11 protein-coding genes are annotated in these 13,751 nt (G+C 52.2%); 6 read left to right on the forward strand and 5 right to left on the reverse strand.

Features of this window, described 5'->3' with window-relative positions:
* Position 1: 1 nt before the first annotated feature.
* From CHB59_RS03475 to CHB59_RS03485, 3 genes are all read right to left on the reverse strand, one after another.
* Positions 2 to 1,045 (reverse strand): hemin-degrading factor, encoded by a 1,044-nt coding sequence (locus CHB59_RS03475; RefSeq protein ID WP_089374843.1) that lies wholly within the window; start codon positions 1,043 to 1,045, stop codon positions 2 to 4.
* A gap of 237 nt (positions 1,046 to 1,282) precedes the next feature.
* Positions 1,283 to 3,868, reverse strand: coding sequence for a glycosyltransferase (locus CHB59_RS03480; protein WP_089374844.1), 2,586 nt, complete (start codon positions 3,866 to 3,868; stop codon positions 1,283 to 1,285).
* A gap of 31 nt (positions 3,869 to 3,899) precedes the next feature.
* The gene (locus tag CHB59_RS03485; protein WP_089374845.1) at positions 3,900 to 5,507 is read right to left on the reverse strand and encodes a glycoside hydrolase family 17 protein; all 1,608 of its coding nucleotides are present in this window, start codon (positions 5,505 to 5,507) and stop codon (positions 3,900 to 3,902) included.
* A 265-nt stretch (positions 5,508 to 5,772) separates the two neighbouring features.
* Between CHB59_RS03485 and CHB59_RS03490 the strand changes: the two genes are divergently transcribed.
* Positions 5,773 to 6,288: a hypothetical protein gene (locus CHB59_RS03490; RefSeq protein ID WP_089374846.1), complete on the forward strand. Its 516-nt coding sequence runs from the start codon at positions 5,773 to 5,775 to the stop codon at positions 6,286 to 6,288.
* Positions 6,289 to 6,378: 90 nt separating this feature from the next.
* On the opposite strand, the gene queG is transcribed toward CHB59_RS03490, so the two are convergent.
* Positions 6,379 to 7,446, reverse strand: coding sequence for a tRNA epoxyqueuosine(34) reductase QueG (queG, locus tag CHB59_RS03495; protein WP_089374847.1), 1,068 nt, complete (start codon positions 7,444 to 7,446; stop codon positions 6,379 to 6,381).
* Here queG and tsaE point away from each other — a divergent pair, their 5' ends adjacent.
* From tsaE to miaA, 5 genes are all read left to right on the forward strand, one after another.
* Complete coding sequence (tsaE, locus tag CHB59_RS03500) at positions 7,447 to 7,917, forward strand: tRNA (adenosine(37)-N6)-threonylcarbamoyltransferase complex ATPase subunit type 1 TsaE (protein ID WP_089374848.1); 471 nt, start codon at positions 7,447 to 7,449, stop codon at positions 7,915 to 7,917.
* Positions 7,887 to 9,206 (forward strand): N-acetylmuramoyl-L-alanine amidase, encoded by a 1,320-nt coding sequence (locus tag CHB59_RS03505; protein WP_089374849.1) that lies wholly within the window; start codon positions 7,887 to 7,889, stop codon positions 9,204 to 9,206. The genes tsaE and CHB59_RS03505 overlap by 31 nt, the downstream gene beginning before the upstream one ends.
* A gap of 198 nt (positions 9,207 to 9,404) precedes the next feature.
* Positions 9,405 to 9,770 (forward strand): putative quinol monooxygenase, encoded by a 366-nt coding sequence (locus tag CHB59_RS03510; protein WP_089374850.1) that lies wholly within the window; start codon positions 9,405 to 9,407, stop codon positions 9,768 to 9,770.
* A 71-nt stretch (positions 9,771 to 9,841) separates the two neighbouring features.
* The gene (mutL, locus tag CHB59_RS03515) at positions 9,842 to 11,674 is read left to right on the forward strand and encodes a DNA mismatch repair endonuclease MutL (RefSeq protein WP_089374851.1); all 1,833 of its coding nucleotides are present in this window, start codon (positions 9,842 to 9,844) and stop codon (positions 11,672 to 11,674) included.
* A 7-nt stretch (positions 11,675 to 11,681) separates the two neighbouring features.
* On the forward strand, positions 11,682 to 12,647 hold the full coding sequence (miaA, locus tag CHB59_RS03520; RefSeq protein WP_089374852.1) for a tRNA (adenosine(37)-N6)-dimethylallyltransferase MiaA: 966 nt from the start codon (positions 11,682 to 11,684) through the stop codon (positions 12,645 to 12,647).
* Positions 12,648 to 12,991: 344 nt separating this feature from the next.
* Here miaA and CHB59_RS03525 read toward each other — a convergent pair whose 3' ends face one another.
* Positions 12,992 to 13,723 (reverse strand): Cthe_2314 family HEPN domain-containing protein, encoded by a 732-nt coding sequence (locus CHB59_RS03525; RefSeq protein WP_089374853.1) that lies wholly within the window; start codon positions 13,721 to 13,723, stop codon positions 12,992 to 12,994.
* Positions 13,724 to 13,751: the final 28 nt, after the last annotated feature.

Consider the following 13,751-nt stretch of genomic DNA (forward strand, 5'->3'; position numbering starts at 1 on the left):
TTTATTGTTGTGCTGGAAGCTGGGACACGATGTGGCGCCAGGTTTCCAGCTCAGGTTTGCCTGGTTTTCGCTCGCCAAAGAACTGCGCCATGATGCTGCCATCGGCTGCGAATACTTCCAGCGATGTCACAATGCCATCATCTGTTGGCTTCTTCACCACCCAGGATTCCGCAATCAAGTCTGTACGTAAATGCAGGTTGAAGGTCTCATCCAGTACATTGATCCATGGCCCCAATGCCTTCACGTTCCTGATCGGACCAGTGTGGATCTGGATATTGCCGGGGTTGCCTACAAAACACATGATGCTGGTGCCATCGGCAGCGGCAGTTTCCAGCATCTGCCTGGTGGCATGGTTATCCACTTTGTAGGCATGACCCTCAGGTGCCAGGCGCAGGCCTTGTGTGCGGCCCACGCTGAACTTGCGTAAGAGTATGAAAAAATCGTGGGTATCTTTCATTGCCAGCCAGGCTGCCTGGAAGCCTGCCTGATCGATTTCATGGTCTGCCTTGAGTGCAGGCGGGGCAGGTGCAGTTTCCACCGTTTGCCCTGGGCTCTGGTCATCGCTGCGGTATTTTTGGACTAACGCATTCCAGCCATCTATATTGCTGTAATCCTTGAGGTGGATCTTGTGGATGGCCGTGCCCGTGGCATCATAGAATTGCAGGCTGCGTTGTGTGCCTTTGTCAGAAACCTCGGTGACGGCATAGCCGTGTTTCCATTGTGAGTAGAAAATACGCAGGTCGATATCCGGCCCTACAACCAGGCCGACATGATCGAAGGATATATTCTGATAAGTGCCGATTTTTTCATGGACGGTACTTTCATTGCGCGTGAGCGCCATGACACGCCCTAGGCTGGGTACTTCCGCGATGATTTCGTGAAAAGGGCCTTTCAGGCGCAAAGCCTCGCGGCCAATCGCATTGGCAATGGCCTGGCCTTCGCTGATACCTATGGCTTCTGCTGCTTCACGGTTGCGCAGTTTCTGTTCTTTCTTTGCCGTGTGGAACGCGTGGTACTGTTGTTCTGAAATAGCCAGCTGATTCATGAGAACTCCTTTACTTATTTCAGTTATCGGGAATCCTTCCAATAACTTTTACTATGGATGATACGCGATATGCAGCTTGTGATGAAAATGATAATTGTTTGCTAATTGGAGCAAGATTTCAATCTCTAAATCACTGCTGGAAATTCACGGCTTTGTTATTTAGGACGGATAAGTCGGCACAAGGTTTCAACAATAAAAAAACGGCTATGGATTAAGCATAGCCGTTGTGTGAGTTAGTTATTGTGCTGCCGTTGCCGGTTTGCTGTCTGGCATCTGCGCGATGATCTGGCAGGCCAGGGTGCTCCAGTAGGGCAGGGATTGCAGGGTCAGCATGGTGACCCAGAGCTGGGCATCCAGGTTATTGAAACCGCGGGCATATAGCATGGTGCCTGCGGCAGTGATCAAGGCCAGCAACAGGAGTACCTCTTCACGGATGGGTGACAATATCCTGAAGATGCTGCCCTTGGCAGCCTTGCCTTTATTGGTGGTCTTGAAAACGCCGCGCTTCTGGATCAGGCCCATCATGATGCCTCTTGCGATGGCATGAGAAAGACCAAGCCCGGCCAGCGAGGCACCGAAAATATCAGCCCACTTGCATTTCATGGTCTTGCGGTAGAGGATGGGTCCCAGGGCGCCTTTCACTACCAGGAAGCACAATACCGGGGTCAGCATGATGGAAACTGGCAGGCTGAATGACTTGGGGAACGTCAGCATTGCCAGTGTCCAGCCAATCGAACTCAAGGTGAAGATCAGTTGCAGGGCATCACCAAGCCAGCCCAGCCATCCGGTGAGGAAGTGATAGCGTTGGCCAAAGCTCAGGGTTGATTTCCCCATCAGCTTGGGCATGTGATGCTTGAGGATCTGCATGGCACCGAATGCCCAGCGGAAGCGCTGGGATTTCAGTGCTTCAAAATTGGCAGGCGTCAGGCCACGGCCAAACACACGGTCAATATAGCGTAGCTCATATCCACCCTCCAGCAGGCGCAGGCCGAGTTCGGTATCTTCGCAGATGCACCATTCAGACCAGCCGCCAAGGTCAACCAGCGACTTCCGGCGTACCAATGTCATGGTGCCGTGCTGGATCAGGGCGTTACGTTCATGGCGATGATGCATGCCGATACGGAAGAAGCCTTCGAACTCCCAGTTGCTCATGCGGCGGAAGAAATTGTTCTCGAACTCGCGATGTGCCTGTGGTGCCTGGACGACGGCTACACCTTGATCGGAGAAGTGGGGGATGAGTACAGAGAGCCAATCGCGTGTAACCACGTAATCAGCATCTACCACCCCGATCACTTCTGCTCTCGGGTCGGTTTCCTGCAAGGCAAAATTCAGAGCGCCAGCCTTGAAGCCCGGCCATTGCGGCAGGTGGTAGAACTTGAAATTGTCCGGCAATCCGGCCATATAGGCTTCGACTGGTTTCCACTTGCTTTCATCCTTGGTGTTGTTGTCGATCACCAGGACTTCAAAATTGGTGTATTCAAGCTGTACCAGGCTTTCGATGGTAGCAATCACCATTTCTGGTGGCTCGTTGTAGCAGGCAAGATGGATGGAGACAAACGCCTCTTTATCGGTAGGAACTGGAGTGGCAGGTTTATATGCGCGTACCCAGTATCCTTTGAACATGACTTCACTGAACTCTATGGCGTAAGACATCAGCACCGCAGAAGTCATGAGCAAAGCCATGATCAGGGCGACAAGAATAATCATGTCACGTAGTGAATAGTAGTAATCCCCCGGCAGGTTCCAGGTCACGACCAGTACAGTAATACAAGCTTGCAGCAGGACGGCCAGGGAGATCTGCGCGCCGGTTCCCCAGCTGCGGAAGCGGACAGCAATGATGAAGATCGGGAGAAAGGCGAGGAGAGAGCCCCAGAGTGCTTTGGATACCCAGCGCAAATCCCTGGGCACTGCGCCGTGCAGCGAGTATTTTTCATGGCGCTCAGCGTCAAACATGCCCCAATAGGGGCCAGCCCAACCTTCAATCTTGACTTTCCAGGGCTGGTCGATGGCTTCCATCAGGTAGTAGTCGTAATTCTCGTGCGCGGTCTTGGCAAGGAATTCACGGACAAAGCGTGCCTGGTTGACATTGGACGCCACAGAAGCATCAAGCGTCGGTCCCTTGCTTGGCCATCCAACTTCGCCGATGACAATTTTCTTGCGGGGATACTTGTCCATGAGCTCGTGATAACGCTCAAGAGCGTAGTCCACAGCTTTTTCTGCAGGCAGGCCTTCATGATACGGCAGCAAATGCACGGTAATGAAATCCACATGCTTGACCAATTGCGGGTAGCGAAGCCAGACATGCCATGGCTCTGCAGTGGAGACGGGAACAGGTGAGGTGCGGCGGGCCTCTTCCAGATAGGAAATCATGTCTTCCACGTTGACATCGGCGCGCAGGATAGCCTCGTTGCCCACGATGATGCGCTCTATGTTCGGGTAGACCGCTGCACGTGCCAGCAGGGCATCCAATTCTCTCTTGTTATCCTCCGCATTAGGGCCCAGCCAGGCACCGGCTGTGACCTTGAGGCCCAGTCGAGCAGCAAGAGCGGTAGTTTCAGGATTTTCCAGGGCGCCGTAGATACGAATACGGTTGGTATATTCCTTCATTAGCTCCAGATCTTTCAGGATTTCACTGGTGCTGGGGTATTTCTGCTCCTGTGGACTCTGGTCAATCTGATAGCCACTGTAAGCGAAACCATTGACGATAGGGGGTGCATCAATGAGAGGCAGGGCGCGGTTGATGATTTCCCATATGCCAAAATGCAGCAAGGCAACTACCAGGGCGATGATCAGGGCTTTGCTGTACGTATTGATAAATTTCATAGCGTGTTATCTTTTTATCCGTTTTCGGGTCTCAGTTCCTGCGCTCTGTAAGTGGCCAGCTTGCATAGGCCAGCAATAGCACGACACCCAGCCATAGGAGAGCATGAGTGTTCAGTGGCTCCAGGATAAGGCAGAGCAGGGCAGCTGCAATGGCGATGATATTCAATCTGCGATAACGTGCAAAAGTCGTACGATGCAGAATACCCAGCAAGGCAAAACCGATGGAAAATTGCAGGGCAGGAAGGGCATACAATGCCAGTGGGAAGTTGCGATAGCGACCGTCCATCATATAGATGAGATATCCAATCATGGGGTGTAGTTCAATATCACGCGGGATAAAGCTCATCTTGGGTATCAACAGGAAACTGGTCACCATGGCTGCCAGCACCAGTATGAACAGCAGGCTGTGTGCCAACCGGTTCTGTCCGCGCGCCAGTAGCGTCGGCATGTTGAGCATGGCCAATACTCCTGTCACGGTGATGCCGATCAGCACCAGCCACTCACTCAAGTCGCGGCAGGCAGCCACGAGATAATCCCATTGTATATAAGCAGTAGCACCAGTCAGCACGCCCAGTGAACCCATGGCGACAAGAGCTGGCAACCTGCGCTCCCGGCGCAGCAGCGTCAGGATGATGAAAACGACGAAACCGGCAAATCCCCAGCACACAGGGGCAAAACCGTCATGACGTTCCGCGACTGGGCCGGTGAACGAGAATTTGCTATTGAGCTCTGTGTCATACAAGCCCCAATAGCCGCCTACCGTGCCTTCCAGGTCGCGCTTCCATGGCTGGTCCACGGCTTCGATCAGGTTGTAGTGCCAGCCTTTGTCGTGGGCAGTCTGTACAAATTGGCGAATATAGCCCGCCTGGTTCACCAGGCTAGGAACAGAGTCATTACGATGCTTGCCGACTGAAGGCCAGCCTGTTTCGCCGATGAACAGCGGTTTGGAGAATGTGGTGCCCAGCTTTTCCATGACGGTCTCGGCATGATGAATCGCCTTGTCCACGCTTTGTGGATTATCCTCCCAATAGGGCAGGATATGCACGGTAATATAGTCTACAGCCTGTTCCAGCTTTGGATGCTTGAGCCAGAATTCCCATACGTCAGCATAGGTGACCGGCACTTCCGTACGGCGTTGGGCTTCTTCCAGGTAAGCCAGCATGACATCTTCAGTCTGCTCCTTGCGGAGTAGTACTTCATTGCCGATGATCAGGCCTTTTACTGTATCCGGATAACGGTTTGCCAGCTCAATGGCGGATTCGAATTCCTTGTCGTTCTCGGGCTTGAGGTAACCGATCCAGGCTCCCAGCAATACTTTCATGCCCAGTGCTTCAGCCACTTCAGGAACATGATTCAGGCCTTGTTTGACAGAATAGGTGCGAACGCAATCGAATCGTTCTGACAATAGGCGCAGGTCTTTTTCTATCCTGGATTTTTCTGCGACGGTGGATGCGATGAAAGGGGTTTCTCCCTTGCCATAATAAGGGGCATAGGAGACACAATGAAGTTTGCCGTTGGCCGGAAGTTCAGGCTCCGCCAATGGCACGGCCTGGTTTTGTTGCCAGAACCAGAGGGCGAGCAGCGCAAGCAGGATAAGGTTGAAAATACTATAACGCCATAGGGCAGCAGGTTTGAGCATAATTGGGTATGAATTGTTATTTGTATGGACTGACATATTGGACACTGCATCACCGGTGCTGGCTGGGATGCAATGATTTTTCGGACAGGCCTAATATTAAAGCACCTATCACCAAATACAAAATCCCATGGATTTCAGGGAAAATGGCCCTCATGCAGATGCTCTTTAGTGAATTCTGCATGAAATTTTCCCCTTGTCTTGTCGAGATGGTGCATATAGGCGTTACAATAGATTGTTATTGCTACAACAATCCGAGTTTCCCCTAATGAAAAAAATAGTTGTTGTTTCGGCCATGCTGGCGTTTTCCAGCCTGGTGCAAGCTAAACCTACGTTTACTGGAGTGAATTACACTGGCCTTTATGAGTGCAAAGGTGAGAACTCTTCAATTGGTGCTTATGACGTGGTGGTGGCATTAAGATTGAACCGTGTCAGCAGCCATGGCAAATTTGGCGCCTATTATTATGAAACTGAAACCGTGAATTCCACGGTATATCACGGGCAGGCTGTTGTGGTGGGTAACCGCATGGCGATCAGCTTCAATATTCGTGATAAAAAGAACAATGTTGACCATAGCACAGGCATTGCTACGATCAAGAAAATAGGCAAGGACAGATGGAGCTTCCGCAAGGAATATTTCGAGCCTGATGATAGCGGCGGCAGTTATGGCACCGAAACCTGCGTCATGAAAGTGCTGACAGCTGAAGAGAAGCAGGCTCTGGAAAAAAAGAACGCAAACCCCAAGCCAGCCGCAGTACCACAGCGCACCAGCAAGACACAATAATGATCAAAGGCCCTTCAGGGCCTTTTTCTTTTGATGGCTACCTTTCAATTGCAAGGTGGCACAATCGATACCCCGAGCTTGAAACCAGTCTCATGACTGGATTTCATGCTGTTTCAATGCCCAGGCTACGTGCTCCCGTACCAGCTCAGAAGGATCATGGCGGCGATCTTCCAGGGCCTGTACCACTTCGGGCGTTGTCCTGGCATTGCCCAGGCCAACAGCGATATTGCGCAACCACTGGACGTGGCCGATGCGGTAGATTGCACTGCCTGCCATCCTGTCCTTGAATGTGGCTTCGTCCCAGCTGAACAGCTCCACCAGGCTGATATTGTCCAGGCCGTGGCGCACCTGGAAATCAGGTTGTTCCGTGAGGTGAGAGAAGCGGTTCCAGGGGCAAGTCAGCTGACAGTCATCACATCCATAAACGCGATTGCCTATCAGGGGGCGCAATTGTTCGGGAATACTATCCTTCAATTCGATGGTGAGATACGAAATACACCGGCGCGCATCCACCTGGTAGGGCGCGACAATGGCCTGGGTCGGGCATATGTCGATGCATGCGGTACACTTGCCGCAATGGCCGGAACTGGGTTCATCCACGGGCAATGGCAGATCAATATAGATTTCGCCGAGAAAAAACCAGGACCCGGCGCTGCGTGACAGCAGCAAGGTATGCTTGCCGCGCCAGCCCAGCCCGGCTTTCTGTGCCAGTTCCACTTCCAGCACAGGCGCACTATCGGTGAAGACACGATAGCCAAACGGGCCTATGGCTTCGGCAATTTTTTCACTGAGCTTCTGCAAGCGATTGCGTAGTACCTTGTGATAATCACGCCCGAGTGCATAGCGAGAGATAAAGGCCAGGTTGGAGTCCTGTATGACTTCTTCGCTGTCGCGTGCTTCGGGCGGCATATAGTCCATGCGTGCAGAGATGATCCGCACTGTGCCGGGTACCAATTCTGCCGGTCGAGTGCGTTTCTCGCCGTGTTTTGCCATATAATCCATGGCGCCGTGGAAACCTTTTTCCAGCCACTCGCGGTGGCGTGGTTCGGCAGCTGAGAGGTCGGTATCAGTGATTCCGATCTGGCCAAAACCAAGTTCCAGCCCCCAGCGTTTGATATCAGCCGCGAGAGTTTGCAAATTGTTTAGAATTTGAGACATATGCCTGACGATTTTACACTGACCTTGCCGGATGAAGCAGCTACACTTGCATTGGGCGCAAAACTGGCTCAAGTACTGGTGCCGGGACTGAACATCTACCTGCACGGTGATCTTGGAGCGGGCAAAACCACGCTGGTGCGGGGGGTGCTGCATGCTCTGGGACACACAGGCCGGGTGAAAAGCCCAACCTATACACTGGTTGAACCTTATGTGGTTTCTACATTAAACTTATATCACTTTGATTTATACAGATTTATTGATCCGGAAGAATGGGATGCTGCCGGATTCAGAGATTATTTCAACCCGGAATCCCTATGTCTGGTCGAATGGCCAGAAAAGGCGCAGTCATTATTACCTGCTCCTGATATTGATATCCACCTGCATGCTGAAGGGCAAGGCAGGCGGGTGCTGATCACTGCCAATACTGATTCAGGAAACCAATGTATCGCTACACTCAATACCGTTTCTTAGCCTGCTTGCTTGCTCTGGTGCTGTTATTCAGCCACTTGTCCGGCAGCGCAGCAGAAACCATACAAGTATCCGCAGTCCGCGTATGGCCGGCTGCGGATTACACACGCATGACCCTGGAAACCAGTAAATCCGTGAACCACCAGATGGTGATGCTGAAGGATCCGTCACGCTTGGTACTGGACCTGGAGAATGTTGAACTGGGCACTGTACTCAAGAGTATCAGCGACAAAATCAGTCCCAATGATCCTTATATCCAACAGGTACGCGTGGGCAACTTCAAACCGGGCGTCGTGCGCATCGTGGTGGACCTCAAGGCTGAAATCAAGCCCCAGGTTTTTACTTTGCCTCCGGCAGGTGATTATCAGCATAGGCTGGTGTTGGATATTTATCCGGTACAAGACCCGGTGATGGCAATGCTGGAACAACGTGACAAGCCAGACAGCATCGCTGCGCCAGTGCCCGAGGTTTCTGTTGTGCCGGAAACATCGACGATGACAGAAGTGGTGCCGGAGTTGCCAGGTACGTCCAACCCCGCTGCGGTTGTGGCGCCATCCGTCAATAAAAAACCAGATGCACGCATGATTACGATCGCGGTGGATGCCGGTCATGGTGGTGAAGACCCAGGCGCGAAGGGCGCGAGAGGGTCATATGAGAAGAATGTCACACTGGCAATCGCCAAGAAGCTCAAGGCTGCGATTGATGCGGAACCGAACCTGCGTGGTGTACTGACCCGTGATGGCGATTATTTTATTCCCTTGCATGGCCGGGTGGTGAAAGCACGTAACCTGAAGGCTGATCTGTTTGTGTCTATCCATGCAGATGCAGCCTTGAGTGCGCAGGCGCGAGGCTCATCCGTATTCGCATTGTCGGAAAACGGTGCTACCAGTGCCATGGCGCGTTTGCTTGCCCAGCGGGAAAATGAATCTGACCTGATCGGGGGCGTCAGTTTCGGGGTGAAGGACCCTTACCTTGCGCGTACCTTGCTTGATTTGTCGCAGACTGCCACGATCAATGACAGCCTCAAAATGGGTAAGCTGGTGCTTGACCATATGGGAACCATCAACCCGTTGCATAAACGCCATGTCGAGCAGGCAGGCTTTGCTGTGCTGAAGTCGCCAGATGTGCCTTCGATTCTGGTGGAAACTGCCTTTATCACCAATCCGGAGGAAGAGCGTAAACTGAATGACAGTGCACATCAGGACAAACTGGTGCGTTCCATATTGTCCGGGATAAAAAAATATCTGGCTGCCAATCCGCCTCTGGCCAAAACTAGGGTTGTCGAGAAGTAGGGCTGGATCAGTGAGTAAAACTTTTTGCTGCAAAAGCACTCAGATATGAGAGTGACAATACAAGAGAAATGGAATATCCATTGTCCCCGGCGATTTACACAAAGTCAGGGCGTGATGGAAATTCCCGGCCAGTAACCCAAGCTGGCATAAAAGGTGCGTACCAAAAGTACGCGAATGCGGTAACCAAGGAAGATAGCAATGAGTAAATATGCGCTGTACATCAAGCTGGAAGCACGTCCGGAAAAACGCCAGGAGCTTGAAAGTTTTCTGAAACAAACCCTGCCTGTGGTCAAGGATGAGGATGAAACCAAAACCTGGTATGCCTTCAAGGCGGCAGAAAACCTCTATGTGATTTTTGATACATTTGGCAGCGAAGCAGGGCGCGATGCACATTTAGAGGGCAAAGCGGTAGAAGCCCTGCGTCAGGTTGCTGATGATTTGCTGGTAGCGCCGCCCGAGTTTGTCCCCGTGGACCTGCTGGCACAAAAAGTCGGTCTTGAGTCAGAGGTGGTGGCCGATACCGATGTCAAGAAATATGGCCTGCGCTTTATTGATGGACTCTAGATTGGCGTAGTATGGCGTGCAGGAGGTAGAATAGGGCGCTTGATAGTCTTCAAGCCCCGGTGCTTCCCAGTATGCCATCCATCAAGCTACTCCCCGATCAGTTAATCAGCCAGATTGCCGCAGGCGAAGTTGTCGAGCGCCCGGCTTCTGCGCTCAAGGAAATCCTGGAAAACAGCCTGGATGCAGGCAGCACGGATATTGCAGTTGTCCTGCAATCTGGCGGAATCAAGCAAATGCGGGTCAGCGACAATGGCTGCGGGATTGCGCGCGAAGAGTTGCAGCTGGCATTGACCCGCCACGCCACCAGCAAGATTGCCAGCCTGGAAGACCTGGAAAGTGTAGCCAGCCTGGGGTTTCGTGGTGAAGCGCTTGCCAGTATCGCAGCGATTTCCCGCGCCCAGCTCATCAGCGCGCACGCCAGTGAGAAGCATGCCTGGCGTATTACTTCTGAAGGATCGTTCATTACAGAAATAGAGCCTGCTGCACTGGATGCAGGCACTCTCGTTGATATCCAGGACCTGTATTTCAACACGCCTGCGCGGCGCAAATTTCTCAAGACTGAAAATACCGAATTCGGGCATTGCGAGGAAACTTTCCGCCGCATCGCGCTTTCACGCCCGGATGTCAGCTTCCTCTTGCAGCATAACGGTCGTGCCACTATGCGCCTGGCAGCAGCAGAAGCGCAAAAACGCTTTGAGGATGTGCTGGGCAAGGAGTTTGCTGCAAAAGCATTTTATCTGGATGAATCGGCAGCAGGGCTGAGATTCTGGGGCATGGCTGCCAAACCCACGTTTTCCCGCCATGCGCGGGATACGCAATATGTCTATGTCAACGGACGTTTTGTTCGAGACAAACTCATCAGTCACGCCATACGCCAGGCATACCAGGATGTATTGCACCACGATCGTCACCCGGTGTTTGTGTTGTTCCTGGAGCTTGATCCGGCGCTGGTGGATGTCAATGTTCATCCCAGCAAGACAGAAGTACGCTTCCGTGATGGGCAATCCGTACACCGTTTCATTTTTCATGCACTGAACAAGGTGCTGGCTGCCCCTGTCGGGATTGCCAGCTCACTGGCACCCGAATTAGCCATGATAAGCGAGACGGAGGCTATCAGTACTGCCGCTAGCTACCCACGCTTCCAGAGCAATATGGATTTACGCGCGAGCGAGTCATCCGGTAGTTTCTACCAGACATTGTTTGGTACTCCAGCCTCATCTCCTGAAGCACTGCGGGCCAATACCGCTGATGTGCTACCTATGCCACCACAGGTTGGTGTATCACCAGCACTGCATGACGCTGGACAGGATTTCCCGCTTGGCTTTGCCGTGGCGCAGATTCATGGTGTTTATATTCTTGCCCAGAATAAGCTGGGCCTGATCGTGGTGGATATGCATGCAGCGCACGAGCGCATCATGTACGAAAAACTCAAGAATGCACTGGATGCCAGCCGCGTTCCTACACAGCCGTTGTTGCTGCCTGTCAGTTTCCATGCGGATCGACTGGAGGTTGCCACTGTGCAGGAGCAACAATCACTGCCGGATAATGGGCTGACGCAACTGGGGTTTGATATTGCCGTGCTGTCCCCGACGACGTTGGCGGTACGCTCGGTGCCGCTGATGCTCAAAGATGCGGATGCAGTTGCATTGGCAAGAGATGTGCTGAATGACTTGCGTCAGTATGGTGCGAGCCGGGCATTGGCGGAGCGGCGCAACGAATTGCTTGGCACCATGGCGTGTCATGCCGCTGTCCGTGCTAATCGTATCCTCGCCATTCCCGAGATGAATGCACTGTTGCGAGATATGGAAGCGACTGAACGTTCAGGACAATGCAATCACGGGCGTCCTACCTGGTTTCAGGTCACCATGGCTGAGCTGGACAAGATGTTCATGCGTGGCAAGTAGGGTAGCCATGTCATCCATATCGAACCCTTTGCCTCTTGCCATTTTCCTCATGGGGCCGACCGCCAGTGGCAAGACCGGCCTCGCGGTAGAGCTGGTGCAATCCCTGCCGCTGGAAATCATCAGTGTGGATTCCGCATTGGTTTACCGGGACATGAATATCGGCACAGCCAAGCCTGAGCCGGAAATATTGCAACGCGCGCCGCACCACCTGATCGATGTGATTGACCCCTTGCAGGCCTATTCCGCCGCGCAGTTCCGTGCCGATGCCTTGTGCCTGATGGCGGAGATTACCGCCCGGGGCAAAGTGCCATTGCTTGTCGGCGGCACCATGCTGTACTTTCGCGCCTTGCAGCAAGGCCTGAGCGGCCTGCCGGAGGCTGATGCCGGCATACGCGCAGCACTGGACAAAGAGGCGGAGCAAATCGGTTGGCCAGCCATGCATGCCAAACTGGCTGCCATCGACCCGGAAACCGCCGCACGTTTGCAGCCAGCAGATTCGCAACGCATACAACGCGCGCTGGAAGTCTATCGGCTGACCGGGCAGACCATGGCCGCCCTGCACCAGCAGCAATCGCTGGAAACCCTGCCTTACCAATTACTCAAGATCGCCCTGCAACCTTCCGAGCGTGCCGTGCTGCATGCTCGCATTGCCGAACGCTTTATCGCCATGATGCAAGGTGGTTTGCTGGAAGAAGTACAAGGCTTATTGAAAAAATATCCCGACCTGCACCCGGATATGACCTCCATGCGCTGCGTGGGTTACCGGCAGACGCTGGAATATATCGCAGGCAATATTGACGCAGATGAATGGCGGGAGCAGGGCATCGCCGCGACAAGGCAGCTTGCCAAACGCCAGCTCACCTGGCTGCGAGGCATGGACGACACCATGATGCTGGATTGCCTGAGTGAGAGCCTATATGCGCAAGCAGGGCGGATGATTGAGGAGTTCCTGATAGCTAGTAAAGCTAGCTGATAGTACAACTCTTGGTATATGAGATCGAACAAATCCGACTCTTTGGCTATGTCGATTAGCTGTAATATCTTTGTCATCCCAGCCCCTGAGCCGGAATCTCGTGGATATGCTGGAATACAGAAAGATGCCGAATCAAGTCCGGCATGACAAGGGTCGCAGGAGAAATTGAGTCTGATCCCATTATTTCACAAGGCTGACAAATAACGAAAACAACGAGACTGGGATGGCCGAACCATCCACGGCTTACTGGAACATGTTCTACATCGCAGGTGTTTCCTAACGTTTGGTTAAGGGGCGGGCTTTAGCCCGTCCCAGCGAGCGAAGCGAGTGATTTGAACCAGTTGTTATGTGCCTTTTAGCAGGCCGGAATAGACAAAAGATAAGCTATTAATCAGCTCGGTAACGAGGCCATCCAGAGCTGAGGCGGCACTTTGAAGTTTCTCAAGTGAGTCAGCTATTACGAGTTCTTTGATGTCGTCGTATGACATTGTGTCTGTAATTTGCTTTATTGAAATAGACTCAATTTTTGAATTTTCAATTGCTTGTAAAATGCATAGATTTTTACTGGAATAACCGGCTTGGTGAGCCACTTTGTTTCTAGGCTCTCGCAGATGGCCTATAGCATCTTCCATGTTTTTTAATATCTCAGAAGAGCTTGGAGAGAAATCCTTTAGCTCTTTATACACTCTCCCATTTCCTCCAAGTCGTTCAATGTTGCTGTTTTCCATGAGCATGGTTGATCCGGCTAATAGGTAGGAGCGGTCTACCACACTAGTTAGCCTAAGTAAAAAATTCTCGACGTGTAGTGCATGATGCTCGGAAAAGCTATATTCGGAATTTGTGTATGTATTTTTACCAAGGTACTCAAGTGTGATATTTATATTTTTAAACGCATTGTCAATTTCTGCAACCCGTCCAAATATATCTTGGGAGTATTTCTCCATGGCCGATGCACTATAAGTACTTTTTCCATTGGCAAGGGCGGATAAGCCTTTAGCAAGTGATGCGGTAACCAGTACAAACAGTTGCTTGATATGTGGGTTCTCGGAATGAATAGCGATACTCCTTTGGCACATAACGTTGGAATTCAGAGGCCGCCGTAGG

The sequence above is a fragment of the Methylobacillus rhizosphaerae genome, from assembly GCF_900187985.1.
GTDB classification, from domain to species: Bacteria; Pseudomonadota; Gammaproteobacteria; order Burkholderiales; family Methylophilaceae; genus Methylobacillus; species Methylobacillus rhizosphaerae.

What these genes read in the sequence shown, in the direction of transcription:
- mutL (WP_089374851.1), top strand. Translation starts at nt 9,842, where the DNA reads ATGCCATCCATCAAGCTACTCCCCGATCAGTTAATCAGCCAGATTGCC.
- CHB59_RS03485 (WP_089374845.1), bottom strand. Translation starts at nt 5,507, where the DNA reads ATGCTCAAACCTGCTGCCCTATGGCGTTATAGTATTTTCAACCTTATC.
- miaA (WP_089374852.1), top strand. Translation starts at nt 11,682, where the DNA reads ATGTCATCCATATCGAACCCTTTGCCTCTTGCCATTTTCCTCATGGGG.
- tsaE (WP_089374848.1), top strand. Translation starts at nt 7,447, where the DNA reads ATGCCTGACGATTTTACACTGACCTTGCCGGATGAAGCAGCTACACTT.
- CHB59_RS03505 (WP_089374849.1), top strand. Translation starts at nt 7,887, where the DNA reads ATGTATCGCTACACTCAATACCGTTTCTTAGCCTGCTTGCTTGCTCTG.
- CHB59_RS03510 (WP_089374850.1), top strand. Translation starts at nt 9,405, where the DNA reads ATGAGTAAATATGCGCTGTACATCAAGCTGGAAGCACGTCCGGAAAAA.
- CHB59_RS03525 (WP_089374853.1), bottom strand. Translation starts at nt 13,723, where the DNA reads ATGTGCCAAAGGAGTATCGCTATTCATTCCGAGAACCCACATATCAAG.
- CHB59_RS03480 (WP_089374844.1), bottom strand. Translation starts at nt 3,868, where the DNA reads ATGAAATTTATCAATACGTACAGCAAAGCCCTGATCATCGCCCTGGTA.
- CHB59_RS03490 (WP_089374846.1), top strand. Translation starts at nt 5,773, where the DNA reads ATGAAAAAAATAGTTGTTGTTTCGGCCATGCTGGCGTTTTCCAGCCTG.
- CHB59_RS03475 (WP_089374843.1), bottom strand. Translation starts at nt 1,045, where the DNA reads ATGAATCAGCTGGCTATTTCAGAACAACAGTACCACGCGTTCCACACG.
- queG (WP_089374847.1), bottom strand. Translation starts at nt 7,446, where the DNA reads ATGTCTCAAATTCTAAACAATTTGCAAACTCTCGCGGCTGATATCAAA.